Raw genomic sequence first — 14509 nt, 5'->3', positions numbered from 1 at the left:
TATGTTTTTTAGTTTATTTTCTTCTTAGTTTTCGGCTTATATTTCCTATTAAAAATATAGTCAATGTACCGACCACGATAATCATATTGGCATGCAATGGATTACGTAGATAGGCCATATTTTCAGGGATCAGATAAGAGAATGTCATCCAAAGGATAACGCAGATCCCCACAATTGTGCCAATAATGGCATCGCTATTCGTTGCTTTTTTACTGATCAGTCCCAGTAGAAAGAGCCCCAGCATTCCGCCCGCAAATATTCCGGACAATGTCCACCATACATCCAGTAAGCTCTTGATACCAATCATGGCGATACCACAGATCATACCGATTACACCGACGATGACCGTAGCGATATAGAGTATTTTCAAACTGTTCTTATCCGAAGACTCCTTATTGAAGTATCTTTTATAAATATCTTCTGTAAAGACCGTTGCAGAGGCATTCATCCCGGAGCTTATGGTGCTCATCGCCGCCGATAATATGGCCGAAACAATCAGCCCCAGCAATCCTGTAGGAATCATGTACACCATAAAATGAGGCATTATTTTATCACCATAATCCGATGGTTTCAAAGTGGCCGCTAATTCTGCTACCTGTGGATTTTGAATAGCGAGCCCCAACTGTTCCGATGCCGCCTGTAATTTAATCGAATCCAACAGCGCAGGATTCTGGAGGTAGTACGTATAAAGACAGGTCCCGATTATAAAAAACAATAAAGACACCGGTACATAAATCCAAACACAAAGCCAAACGGATTTATTAGCCTCTTTAGGGCTCGAAGCGGTGTGGTATCGCTGTACATAGTTTTGGTCCATACCAAAGTTGTTCAGGTTAATAAAGAAGCCATACAAAAGAACAACCCAGAATGACGAATTGACAAAATCAAAATCCATCGTACCCAGACTAAATTTATTCTCGGCAATCCCCACATCAATAATATCCTTAAAACCACCCGGCACCTCCTTTACCACGAGATAAATAATGATAAGCGCGCCAATAGTTTTTAATATCCCTTGCACCACTTCGGTCCAAATAACGGCCTCAATGCCCCCCATTACCGTGTATATAACGATACAGATCCCCGTTACCACCATAATAACCACCATACTGTAACCTGTTAAGGCCTGGAGCGTTAAAGAGATTCCAAAGAAAATCGAACCGATACGGGCGAGCTGCGTCAGCAGAAAACAAACCACCGCATAGGTCCGCGCCCAAGTACCGAATCGTTTTTCCAGATTCGTATACGCAGACACTTCCCCGGTACTTCTATAGAATGGAACAAAATATTTGGTCGCTAACCAGGCTGCAAACGGCATGGAGAGGCTAAAAGCAAAAGCATTCCAATTGCCTCCAAAGGCCTTCCCCGGTACCCCCAAAAAAGTATTGGAACTTAAAAATGTGGCATAGATCGATATTCCAATTGCCCACCCCGGTATACGTCCCGCAGCTCGGGTAAATTCATCCGCCGATTTATTTTTTCGGGAGAAATAAACACCGACCAGCACCATAGCGACGAGGTAGACCAAGATTATTACAATATCAAGTATGGGTAGATTCTTCATAATTCAAGTTGTGTTAGTTTTTTATATGCCTGATACAATTTTTCATAAATAGCCGCACGTTCCGGATTACAATGGTATGTTTTTGAAACCTTTGCTGCAAGTTTTAATTTAGCATCATCTATATTTGGATAGACACCTGCTGATACCGCGGCACAAATCACAGCACCTAATGCGCAGGTCTGGTCACTATCTACGACCTGTACATCGCAAGCGAGCACATCGGCCAGCACCTGCACCACATAGGGAGCCTTATTGGGAATTCCTCCGGTAGCAATAACCGCTTTTATCGGAATATTATAGGAACGGAACCGATCAATAATCGCCTTTGACCCAAATGCGGTCCCTTCGACCAGTGCTTTAAAAATATGCCCCGCACCGGTAGCCAGTGTAAAACCAGAAGCGGCCGCCACTTTGGTAAAATCTGCATCCGGCGTCCGCCTTCCATTATGATAATCGGTAAATAACATATCCTCCGCAGTCAAGGGGATCGCTTCCGCTTCCCGCGTTATATAAGCAAAGAAATTATTTTCCAGCACTTCACGCTGTCTGTCCGAAAGATCCAGCCCTTGGACTTCAAAAACGGGCTTAAGCATCATCTTCTTGAACCAGTTATAGATATCACCAAAGGCAGATTGTCCCGCCTCAAAGCCAATCATCCCGGGGTCGATCGATCCATCCACCTGTCCACATATCCCCTCGACCAAAGGCGGGTTATCCTGCTTCGGGACGACCAACATATCACAAGTGGACGTGCCGATCACTTTAATTAAAGTATATGCTTCACTTCCAGCCCCCACAGCACCATGATGCGCATCGATAGCCCCCACAGTGATCAACGTATTTTCATCAAATCCATACCGGTCCACAAAAACCTTGGCGATCGTTCCAAATTCTTGTTCCGACGTATACGTCTCCGTGTAAAAGCGATGAACGAGGTGATAAAAAGAAGGGTCCAAAGAGCAGAGAAACTCCGACGACGGCAAACCACCATGCGATTCATTCCACATCGCCTTATGTCCGGCCGCACACCGATTACGTTTTATAGCAGAAACCTTCGTCGTACCCGATAAATAAGTAGGTATCCAATCCGATTGCTCGACCCATGTAAATGCCTGGTTAGCCAATGCAGGGTCCACACGATTGACATGTAAAATCTTAGACCAAAACCATTCAGACGAATAGATACCTCCGCTAAAGCGTGTATAGTCAATCGTCCATTTTTTTGCGAGCGCATTAATTTCATCCGCATCTTTAATCGCGGTATGATCTTTCCAAAGGATAAACATCGCATTGGGATTTTCTGAAAATCCTTCCCGCAAAGACAAGGGTTGCCCTTGTTCATCGACAGCTACCGGCGTAGAGCCTGTTGTATTGGTACCAATCGCTTTTATCTGTTTAATTGTTTCTGGTGATAGCCCTGTAAGTAATGCATGGAATACCTCGTCAATAGACTCCATATAATCCAACGGATGTTGTCTATACTGATCTTTCTGTGGTTCACAATACAAGCCTTGCTTCCAGCGCTTAAAATACGAGACCGCTGTAGACCGTACGTCCCCGGTCATGGCGTTGACCAATAGACCTCGCACAGAATCCGTCCCAAAATCCATCCCTATTACCAGTTTCTCTTGCATGGCGTCTTGTTTAGTGTATCCCACAATAGTTAACCTTAATGCCCAACGACTGTATAGCTGCAGCCTTGATTGCAGCGGCACGTTTTACGTCAAAATCACCGTCAACATACACCACTTGAATATGATTCGCTTTGTGTTTGGCCATCATCTGGTCCCGGCTTACGCCATCCAACACGCCGTGCATAATCGGCCATTGCTTATCCGTCAGGTTCCATCTTCGGTTCGTTTCTTCAGCAGGCAGCTCAACAACTCTACCGGTACCGATATCGCAGAATAATTCATTATTTTCAATGTATACCCTACTCCATACGATATTCCCCGGACGGCTGATGCCGCGCAGTGTACCGCCACCCTTTTTGAAAAACATAGCAGGTTGTCTTAAACTATCCGCCCCTTGGTACCCACCGATAAAATGTGATGCCGGAGCAGCTCCTGAGATCAAAAACACCCACACGAATTCAGGTACACCGTTAATCATATACTCTTCGCCATAGCGCAGATCATGAAGCGTATTATCGCCATCCAATCCCAGCGCATTCCACAGGTGGTAGGTGACATACCCATCGATACCCGCGCACTCATCCACTTCATTAAAATGTGGCAGCGCCTTTCCCGGATACAACTCCTGCCCTTTTTCATTATAAACGGGAGGTCTCACCGTATTATTTAAAAGTCCTTCCACCAAGTCACTCGCTGGAACCAGCTCTTTTAACCCCTGCTGGTATTGGATACCGATCGTATCACAGCCAAACTCATCCGCTAAGCGCAATGCCGCCACATACATTTTACACTGTTCGATCGTCTGTTCCCGCGTCAATTCCGTTTCTCCATCTTGCCCCCAATCAAACTGCATACCTTTGCCCTGCATCCATTCCAAAACACCCTCCGCGTCGGTATCCGACACCGTCAACATTTTAGCATATAAGGTCGATTGGCTTAAGCGCTCTTTGAAGATACCCAACTTATGGATCAGGGCGTCAGGCACAATGGCATTAAACATCCCCATACAACCTTCATCAAACACCCCCATTACAATTCGATCCTGCACAATCTTTTGCGCGAAATTTTCTGCTAGAACCCGGTCTTCCGAAGCGAGGGCCCCGATCTCAAACGGGCGAACGTGTGAATAGTCATGGGTAATCGTCCCCTTTTCCGTCCATTCTGCTAATTTCTCCATGAAAAATTCATCGGTAAAATCCTTACTCCACAAAAAGCTATAGTCTACCTCGGCTTTGGTCAACGAGCCCGTCAGGTTCAAGGCGCCAACTAACCCCGGATAGGTGCCATCCCAGTTTGCGACCACCAATATCGGACCTTGGTGAGCGATCAACCCCGCCAACACATGATGACTGTATTGCCATACACTTTCTGCCACGATCAAGGGTGCACTTCTATCGATATTCCGGAAGACTTTAATTCCCTCATGTTGGTAGTCTATAAATCCATGTCCTTTTTCGGCATTATACCCATGCGCCCGTTTCACTTCCCACCCCAACTGCTGAAAAGCAGACTGGAGCATTTCTTCCATTTTTTGTTGCATTGGCCAGCAATTCAGGTTTGCTGCTGGTCTAAGATCTCCACTACATACAAGGATTGCTTGTTTATTATTTTTTGCTGTCATAGTCAACTATTTTATAATCGGTATTGCAAATATCAGCGAAGATTGATGGGAAATTGTTTAAGAATTTAGCTAACTATTCTAACATGTTATCATAAAGTTGATTATGTCATATCATTTTCAGAACTTTAGTAAGAAAACAAGGTATACCAATTATGAAAGCCAAATTTCATCAAGTTCCAAAGACCAGTGATCACACGTTTAAAATCCGACATGATGTATTGCCACATTTCGGTACGATCTGGCATTACCACCCCGAAATAGAGCTGCATTATCTCATCAAAGGCGAGGGCATCCGGTTTATCGGGGAAAACATATCCAATTTTGAAAAAGATGAGCTTATCTTACTGGGGAGCAATATTCCACATACCTGGAAGTGCAACCTGAAATCCGATAGTGAGTACTATGTCGAAGCCTTAGTTTTACATTTTCACCCAGAATCCTTGGGGCATAATTTTTTGAATCTCCCAGAAACTATAAAAGTGCAAAAGCTATTGACGCTGGCACGCCAGGGATTAATCATTCAAGGAGAATCTAAGCGTAAAATTGTTAAATTGATGAATAAGATGACCGAGTCCACCGGCATCAACAAAATCGTGTACTTACTAAAAATATTCGATTTACTGAGTAACAATAGCGATTATGAAGTGATCTCACCCGACTATGCGCTGTCGGCGTCCCATAACTTTGATGGCGACCGGGCCAATAAAATTTTCACGTATACGTTTAATAATTTCGAAAAGAACATCACCTTGGAAAAAATGGCCGAACTCAGTAACCTCAGCGTCACATCGTTCTGTCGTTTTTTTAAAAATCTGACACAGAAATCCTATTACGATTTTCTCACCGAAATCCGCATCAATCACGCTTGTCGATTGCTCATCAATACCAACATGAAAGCTGGTGCAATTGCTGAAGAAAGTGGGTTTGAGAACACCTCTAATTTTTACCGTCACTTTAAACGATTTAAGGCGAGTACCCCCAGTTCCTTTAAAAAAGATTATCTACTGGCCAATTGATCCATATAAAAAAACGCACTACCTTTTTACCAGTAGTGCGTTCGCGTCTAGTTGATTATATGTATTCTTAATTTCCGTATCACCTGATCATAGGCATCGGTATATTTCTTCATTCCTCGATCCGAGGGATGTATACCATCTGCTGTATCGTCGATATCTAGACCGATAGACCGCGCGGTGACCAGATGGACATGGGCATCCTTACCTGTTATATTTTCCGCTATAAATCTATTTAGATTCCGATTCACGCGCTCGTACGCCCTTTGCGAATCTGTATTCAACAGATTTATCGTCGCATCTGCATGCTCTGCAAATATTATCGGAGTTTGCGGATGAGACTTCCGTAACGTCTGCCAAGCATACAACAATCTTTGCCGTACCTCTTCATCCGTAAAAGCAACCAGATTTGGAAGGCAATCGATGATATAAAGCGAGGCTTCCTGCTTCGCGATTACATCTACAACCTCTTTCTCCAATCTACCGTTTGCAGAAAAGCCCAAATTAACCACCGGCATCTCCACCTGCCGGCCCAACAAAGCCGCCCAAGACATTCCCGCCCTCGAGGCCGATGCGCCCTGTGCGATAGAGGTACCATAAACCACGATGGGCTTACCCTTATGCTCCAGCGAGATCAAATCGACCGGCCTATTCAGTCCGATCTTAAAATCTGCCACCGTATTGTACAGCGGAAAATAGAGGCGATAGTACGCCAGGTCTTTGACATCAAGTCCCTCCATCACCACCTTCACATCGTCGTTATTCAAAGTGATATACTTCGTTTTTACCCAAACCCAGCGATTGTCCTTCAATTTAGCATATACATCTATACCTGAAATACCGATTGCACTCATGTGCTTCAAATTTATATTTTGTTCACATCGGTAGGCAAAAGCCACCGTATCTGCCTCCGTATAAAAGTCGAGGTAAACACCGGCTGGATTTCTTGATAGATTCCATACTTCCTTTCGCACCACATCTTTAACGGAAGCCGGCAACCGATATAAACTAGCTCTAAGCGATGCATCATCCAGTTTCCCTTGCAATCTCAAGGTCGCATCCTCCCCGACAGATACCCAGTTGAACCGGTTAAAGTCTTGGCTAAAGACCTGCGCAGATACATGCATCATCACGAAACCTAAAACCAATAACCGTATCACATTTGCTTTCATACCAATTCCTATTAAGGCTGCCAAGACAAGACCGGAAAACCATGGTTATGTAGTAAAGCATCGGCCTTCCAACTGCTTCCACCGTTATTTAGCGTGCTTATAGTCGTCGCACTTTTCAAACTGCTGGCAGCAAGCCCTGTACCCACACCATTATTCACGCCCACACTACCTAACAGAAAGAAAGCATGTGTTACCGTTGGGCCACTTACTCCAGCGATACCTCCCATAGTTGTCAACCCCGTGAGTGTAGAAGATACGCTTCCTACATTATAGCTACTACTGATACTTCCAAACTTAAAATAGCCCGATAGTCCGCCGATGTACTTATTTGTACTGGTGGTGGTGCTGAGCATCAAGCTTCCCGTGTTGTAGCAATTCGTTATCACGTTAGTTCCCACACCATAGCCCAATAGTCCCCCCACCTGAGATGTTCCAAATATGGCCGCCTTATTGTAGCTGTCACTTAGGGTTACGTTGTTTCCTTGGGCAACCAATCCGGCAGAAGCACCACCGACAAATATTTGACTGGTGCTGTCTATCCCTAACCGCTTTATCGTGCCGTCTTTTACATAGCCAAACAAGCCATTAGAGGTTTGGGAATTATCATTCCGATTGATGATAAGCTGCTTCACCTTAAAACCTCCACCATCAAAATGACCACTAAAAGGGCGGTTGTTCGTCGTCGTGATATACCAACCGATCGGCATAAAATTATATCCGTTCAAATCGATGTCTGCGGTCAGTTTAAAATACTTACCGGCAAACGAATTCCCTTGATAAACCTGCTCCGCGAGGTACGCTATTTCGCCCGGTTCACCTATTAAAATAGGGTTAGCAGCGTTGCTCCCAAGCGCACCCGAGGCATCAAATTCCTTTACGCCACCATCCCAACCATTGTCAGGCAATAGATGCGCCCAGTTCATGGGTGTCGTTGCCGATGCATACCCTGAAATCCGATGAAACGTCATGAAATTAGCATTGTGAAAGTTATCCGCTCCACCAAAGCCATCCTCGTATGAGGTACGCGATACAAATAAGATATCATTGCCGTCAAAGATCCAATCCACATATTGAAAGCCTACGTTCTCTACATCATCATCCGCCAATACGATTGCTTTAACTTGCCATGATTCTAAGTCGTCCGAGCAGGTCAAAGCCAGGACATTCCTGATTCCTCCCGCCGATCTATTGCCTGCTTTAAACTCCTTTGGAACATAATTAGCCAGTGACCAATATTTTTGCGAAAGCGAATCATACCTGATATTGAATTTTGATGCGCCCCCAAAAAATGGGATCTTTTTTGCCGAACCCGCTTCAATCTGGGTATTTGATGACAGCGAATAATAGCCTGCATGTGCGCCATCCATCGATGCCAACCGAGTAATACATTTAATCTTTCCATCAAGCCCGATCACCGCATTCCCTTCTAGCCAGCCTGTACCATCCAGCCAAGCGGGTTTTTCCAACTTTGCCGACTGCGTCCAACTCGCTGAGTTCAATAGATCTGCGCCCATAGGAGCCGATACGATATACGCTTTATTACCCGACATCCACTTGCCATTCAAGTCCGTATCGTGAAATTCATACGCCTTATAAATGCGTCCATTTGCAAATAAGACGGGGGTCGATGAACCGTGGCACGCGCCAGATACAATAATCGTTGGGCTCGACCAGGTGACCCCACCGTCGTCCGAACCCCGGATGACCAGATTAGCGCCTCCACTGGTATTAGCACCGAGTAAATACAGTTTATTCTGATGGTAAAACAACCCCGACCATACGGCGCCATTCACGGAGGATATACTGTCCCACGAAGCCCCGTTATCCGTCGAACGAAAGATATCGGTGCGATTGGAAATACCCGTTCCAAAGACATCATTTGACGTAATAATATCACCATTCGGTAATTTCGCAATACTTGGCGTCCCTCTATAGACACCCGAAGATTTGGGACTATGGACCACCACCGTTCCGGGCACATTACTAAAATTCTGAACCGCCATGAACGCCGAACGCTCGATTAGCATTTTGTTACAACCTGTACCCGCTGTAAGCAATAGAACAGCGTAGAGCAAAGCCTTGAATATTCTGCTTGAGTTTTTCATGTGTAAATCGTTTATTGAGGTTAAGGTGTTTTTTTCTGAATGATACTCCAATTATCCGTTCGGAAAGGTGGAACTGGCAACCCATGTTCCGTGAAGAGGTTTCCCACGCTGTATGCCTTGAAACAATATCGTACTGATTTAGGATGCGCAACAGCAGCAGACCATACCAGTAATCTATCCCCCTGCAACGTTGCGTTCGCGGGATGAAAGACCTGATCTTCCCCAGCAATCTCCATATCCTGAAGCGTATCGCCGAGCAGCTGTAACCTATTATTACCCGAAAAAGTAATCGATATTTTATCCCCATCGGTACTGTATCCTTTGTAGACCGATTCCTGATAGCGTTCCTTAAAACCATAGGTCTGCCCTAAAGCCAACAAGGCCAAGCGCGTGCCCACCTTCGTTTTATCCGGTGGATGTACCGTAGTGGAAGAACCGACATCCACTGTCGATACAATTCCTACCTGCGCCAGCGTACGGGACAGCTTTCTTTGATTTTCCCTAAAAAAAGCCGCTATATAAGCCTTGTCTTTGTCCGTGGGATACGGAAACGGAGCGATCTCTACCGTATAAAAAGGCAGGTCTTTGCCGCCCCAAGATTTCCGCCAGTCATCGAGCATCGCAGGAAACTGTTTCAGGTAAGCACCTGGCGACATTCTATTCGCCTCGCCTTGATACCATAAAAAACCTTTGATTTGATACCCTAGCAATGGGGCGATCATTGCATTGTACATGGCTGCAGCACTATTTTTCTGAAAAGGTCTATCCAAATCCAGGAACTTATCCGCTATCGACTCCAGGCTACCTTTACTCATCCAAGACTCAATCCTTGTCCCCGAATTTGCCGCAACGATAATCCCCACAGGCACCTTTAATTCCTCCTGTAACGTACGGGCAAATTCGTAGGCTACGGCGCTGAAATTTGCTACCGACTGCGCATCGGCGGCAACCCACTTTCCTAAAACCAGATCGCTAACCTCTTCCGAAGGAGGCGATTCTAAGGTAAGAAAACGAATGGGGGGTAGCTTCGAGGCATGTTGCTCCATCTCCTGTCGATTCACAACAAGCTGCTTTGCATCAAACCCTTTGACAGGCATCACCATATTCGACTGACCTACAGCCAACCAAACTTCGCCAATAAGTATATTTTTTAAAACCGTTTGTTCGCCGTCATCCAGATTAATATCGTAGGGGCCACCCGCCTTTGGGGTCTCGATTGTAACCGTAAATTTCCCCTGCTTATCAGCGGTCGCTTTATAGGTTTTCCCCCAGCCTGTGGTGACTGTCACTTTTCCAACGGTTGATGTTTTACCCGCTATTTTGATCTTGGCAGACTGCTGCAAGACCATGTTATCCGAAAACTGGGTACCAAGCTCAATTTTTGAAAAACCTGTTAATGCGCTCGTCAAAAGAACGAGCAATATCATATATTTTCGCATGTTCTTTCTATTTATTGACAAACCGTAATAACTCCTTTGTGGTCTTACTCTTCTTATAATTCCGGATCCGTTGAAAAATAATGTAGTTCGAATTATGTGCATTATCTGCTTCGCCAAATTCATCCGAAAAACCGACCCGATTCATGAGAATGATATCCTTGCCATCAAACTGCCAATCCACATATTGAAAACCATGGTATTTAACATCCGTACTGGCCATCACAATTTTATCGACCGTCCAATTCTCTAGATCGGGCGAAGAAACCAAAGCGAGCACGCTACGCATTCCTCCTGCACGCATCTTTGGCTTTCGTACCATTTCCGACGGGTAATTCGTTAAGGACCAATATTTTTTAGTTTTGGGATCCCACATCACATTAAACTTCGTGGCTCCGCCTAAGAATGGAATCGCCTTCACCGAACCGTTTACAATAGCGCCTTTATCATCTACAGCATAGTGACCAGCGATATAGCCCGATTCGTTCGCGATGCGCGTAATACCTCGTATCGACCCATCTAACCCCAGTACAGCATTCGTTTCCAGCCAACCGGTACCATCTATTTGTTTAGGTTTAGCTATTTCTTCACTGTAGTTCCAGCTGTCAGGTTTCAACAGGTCTGCATTTTCGTCCGCCCACATAATGAACGACTTATTTTCCGACATCCAGGCTTTACTTTTATCTTCGACCCCAAGATGATCGTAGCCTTTATAAATTTTACCGTTATGAAAAACTACCGGGGTAGAAGAACCATGAAAGCGACCTGCTCTTAAAATAGCATGTGGCGACCAACTTTTACCCGAATCAGTAGACTTTCTGATCGATAGATTGCGGTCTGATCCACGTACGCCCAGTACATACACATCCGTATCCACAACAAATAATCCGCCCCAAAAAGTATCCGCCAGCTCCGTCAAAAAATGCCAGGTCTTCCCCTTATCCGCCGATCGGTACACATGTACCTTATCGGAAGAACATTGCGGACCAAAAAAATCAAACGAAGCGAGATAATCTCCATTCGCGAGTATCACGACACTCGGTGTTCCGAGGTAACTGCCCGAACTCTTAGGCACATGTGCTACCACGACACCAGGTAAAGGCGCACCCGATTCCAGGTATTGGGCGTGCACCTGGAATACAAAAAACAACAGACACAAGGTCAATATTTTATTCATGATCTAAATCCTTATTCTTTTAATCAATGATGATGTTCAATTCTTTAACAACCTCTTCCTTCTGGTCTATCGACTGGTTGAAAGCCACAAAAGCTACCTTAAACGTCCCCTTTTCCTTAAACACATGCTCCAATTGCTTTGGCATAACCATGGTTATACTCTTTAAGCTCTTTGGTCTATCGGGCACCACGCGATCCAAATGTATGGCACCCGAGATGGCCCATTCCTCATTTTCACCGACAGGCGTACTATTGTTAAGTACCAATTGGTTCGAGCTATTAACAATCCAAGGTATATTGTCTGTCGAAAATTCCACATTCTTCCATCCCTGCAGGTTGACACCTGGGTTAACTTCATAGGTATTCCCCTCCGAGGATTCCAGCTTGATGCTTAACGTCCTTATCGTATGGTTGTAGCTTTGGGTACTACCGTCATTGGGTTTGTAGCTTCTAAAAGCTAGGTACACCGGCCGCTTGGTTTCCATGTATTTCTGTAAGGTAATAGGACCTGATGCCGTATTATCGGCTCCCGTAGAAAACACCGCTAACGAAGAAAGGTCATCCCATTTAGCCATACTGACGGTATTTTTATCATAGCCCCCACTAAAGTCCGTTGATATCAACACCTGCAATTTGGCAGCTGCCGCACCCGTTTTCAACGATGTAAAACTCAATAATGGATTTCCCGTCGCTGTAACTACCCGATCCCTGAATTCATACTTTGCCCCCTTCTCTCCCGAGTAAAACAGGAGGTAATCCGGCTCGCCACTAAAATTAAATCGTACCGTATCCCCTACTTTATAGGTGTTCTTATCCAAGGATACGTTAAAGTCTACCGGTTTTATCTCCAGTTTGTTGCAAGCACTCAGACCACAACAAAGCCATACAACATATATTATTTTATTTCTCATGGTTTATCAGATTTACCAGCCTGGGTTCTGTGTTAACAGTTTATTTAGATTCATCTCATACGCCGGAATTGGGAGTAGCACATCCCTATCGGCCACATTGTCGCCAGCCTGTGCGGTATATTTTCTATTTGCAGGCGCAAAGTCCACGATATCCTTGGCCGCCACCTGTAAAAATTCCATCAATTTACCCCAGCGGATCAAATCCTGCCTACGTAAATTTTCACCAGCAAACTCCCGCATACGCTCTTTTTGAATAGCCGATCGGAAGGCATCTTTGGAAGCCGTATGCTGTGCCGATAAGTCGGCATTCACCAGGGCCGGATTAACAAGTGTAGCCTGCGCCACAGCTCCCGATCCACTCGCGGCTGCGAAAGAAATCGTTGGCACCGCCGTAAAGCCCTTCCCTGCCCGGGTAATAATAACCTCCGTTACCCGGCCAGATGCGACAATAGCAATAGCCTCCGCATTCGCACCACCGCCACCTGAGATAATCACTTTGGGAGGTGTTGCCGTAACATAACCACTACCACCATTTGTCACCGCTATCCGTTTTAAAACAGATCCATTCAATAGTTTTCCATACGCTCTTTTTCGCACCAAGTTAATGGCCACTTTCGCCTCCTCCGTCACCCCATTCACCTCATTTTCAGCTTCCGCATACATCAACAAAATATCCGAGTACCGCAATAATGGAAAGTTCTGCGGCGTAAATGTGCTATGCTTAGGCGTTAGCGTCTCGAATTCACGTCGCCATTTCCCTAAATCCATATTGTATATACCTACACTCGCTGTTTTGTTCCAGTCCGGGTTGCTTACCGCCGTGCCAAACGTATATTGCACACAGGTCCAGTCCCGCCTTAAGTCTGGCGAGTATTTTAACGTACCAGCGCTACCTGTTTCTTCTTCATACGCTTTAAATAGCAAACCTGTTGTCTTAACAGATCCTGTGCTCTTACCGATCGTCACATCGTTCGCAAAAGGACCACTTATCGTGCCTATCTGTCCCGTTTCCATAAAGGCATTCCCCGTTCTATTGCCCCAGAATTCAACCTCCCAGATCGACTCCTTCACATCATACTTATCCTGCGCATAATTAATAAAGATCTGTTCAAAGCTTGGATTCAGTTCATGTTCACCCGAATTGATCACCTTCTGTGTATAGGCGATTACCTCCTTATATTTATCGGTATCTCGAAGCGGGAAACCTGCCATATGGAGGTAAACGCGCGCCAGTATACCGCGCACTGCCGACAGCGTTACCCGGCCACCGAATCCCACCTTTGCCGCCGTTTGTCCTTCTAAATATGTTTCGGCACGCTTCATATCAGTGACGATCTGTTCGTATACGATTCGCATATCGGAACGTTTGATATCCGTGTTGTTAATGGAAGAAGTCGGTTCCAATTTCAGGGGTACATCACCAAAATGTGTTACCAGAATAAAATAGTAATACGACCGAAGGAAAAGCACCTCGCCCAGGATCTGCTTTCTCTTCCCTTCATCCATCTTAGGCTTATCGATATGTGCAATCAGCTGGTTGGCGCGTTCTATACCGCTATAGATGTAGCGCCATAAATTTGTGAGGTATATATTGGATGGCTCATGCTGATAGGTGTTCAACGAGCCCGCAGGTTGTACCCCCGTCATGTAACTCTCATCGGTACCCACCGAAATCTGAAATTGGTACCACTTGCCATACACATACTCGTGTCCCAAAATATCATAGACACCTACCAATGCTGTTTCTAGATCCTTTTCCGTATTAAAATAACTTTCAGGGCTGGTAAAGTCTGTTGGTACTTTTTCCAAAAAATCCTTACAACCTGAACACGCTAGTATTGCTAAAAATATGATTATCTTTTTCATGTTTTACACCT

10 protein-coding genes are annotated in these 14509 nt (G+C 45.1%); 1 reads left to right on the top strand and 9 read right to left on the bottom strand.

What is annotated here, in order from left to right; translation table 11 throughout:
* Window positions 1-13: 13 nt before the first annotated feature.
* Genes E2P86_RS05655 through E2P86_RS05645 form a run of 3 tightly spaced genes read right to left on the bottom strand, consistent with a single transcriptional unit; the run spans window position 14 to window position 4819 of the window.
* Window positions 14-1564 carry a sodium:solute symporter gene (locus E2P86_RS05655; RefSeq protein WP_134431450.1) on the bottom strand — a complete coding sequence of 517 codons (1551 nt, stop codon included), beginning with the start codon at window positions 1562-1564 and terminating at the stop codon, window positions 14-16.
* Window positions 1561-3198, bottom strand: a complete 1638-nt coding sequence (locus tag E2P86_RS05650; protein WP_134431447.1) for a ribulokinase — start codon at window positions 3196-3198, stop codon at window positions 1561-1563. Before E2P86_RS05650 ends, E2P86_RS05655 begins: the two co-directional genes overlap by 4 nt.
* Window positions 3199-3208: 10 nt before the next feature.
* A complete protein-coding gene (locus E2P86_RS05645; RefSeq protein WP_085473911.1) occupies window positions 3209-4819 on the bottom strand; it encodes a fucose isomerase in 1611 nt (536 codons plus the stop codon).
* Between the two features lie 152 nt (window positions 4820-4971).
* Here E2P86_RS05645 and E2P86_RS05640 point away from each other — a divergent pair, with 152 nt between their 5' ends.
* Window positions 4972-5835: an AraC family transcriptional regulator gene (locus E2P86_RS05640; RefSeq protein WP_085473910.1), complete on the top strand. Its 864-nt coding sequence runs from the start codon at window positions 4972-4974 to the stop codon at window positions 5833-5835.
* Window positions 5836-5882: 47 nt separating this feature from the next.
* On the opposite strand, the gene E2P86_RS05635 is transcribed toward E2P86_RS05640, so the two are convergent.
* The 6 genes from E2P86_RS05635 to E2P86_RS05610 are packed head-to-tail and all read right to left on the bottom strand — an operon-like array spanning window position 5883 to window position 14498.
* Entirely contained in the window at window positions 5883-7004 is a 1122-nt protein-coding gene (locus tag E2P86_RS05635; protein WP_134431445.1) for an SGNH/GDSL hydrolase family protein, read from the bottom strand.
* Window positions 7005-7015: 11 nt separating this feature from the next.
* Window positions 7016-9109, bottom strand: a complete 2094-nt coding sequence (locus tag E2P86_RS05630) for a sialidase family protein (protein ID WP_134431442.1) — start codon at window positions 9107-9109, stop codon at window positions 7016-7018.
* Between the two features lie 20 nt (window positions 9110-9129).
* Window positions 9130-10548, bottom strand: a complete 1419-nt coding sequence (locus E2P86_RS05625; RefSeq protein ID WP_166785155.1) for a sialate O-acetylesterase — start codon at window positions 10546-10548, stop codon at window positions 9130-9132.
* A gap of 7 nt (window positions 10549-10555) precedes the next feature.
* A complete protein-coding gene (locus tag E2P86_RS05620) occupies window positions 10556-11722 on the bottom strand; it encodes a sialidase family protein (protein WP_134431436.1) in 1167 nt (388 codons plus the stop codon).
* A gap of 19 nt (window positions 11723-11741) precedes the next feature.
* Complete coding sequence (locus tag E2P86_RS05615) at window positions 11742-12632, bottom strand: DUF5017 domain-containing protein (protein ID WP_134431433.1); 891 nt, start codon at window positions 12630-12632, stop codon at window positions 11742-11744.
* A gap of 12 nt (window positions 12633-12644) precedes the next feature.
* Window positions 12645-14498, bottom strand: a complete 1854-nt coding sequence (locus tag E2P86_RS05610) for a RagB/SusD family nutrient uptake outer membrane protein (protein WP_134431430.1) — start codon at window positions 14496-14498, stop codon at window positions 12645-12647.
* Between the last annotated feature and the right edge of the window lie 11 nt (window positions 14499-14509).

The organism is Sphingobacterium psychroaquaticum (assembly GCF_004421025.1).
GTDB lineage: Bacteria > Bacteroidota > Bacteroidia > Sphingobacteriales > Sphingobacteriaceae > Sphingobacterium > Sphingobacterium psychroaquaticum.
The sequence above is the reverse complement of the archived record's forward strand: the minus strand, read 5'-3'. Positions and strand labels throughout refer to the sequence as shown.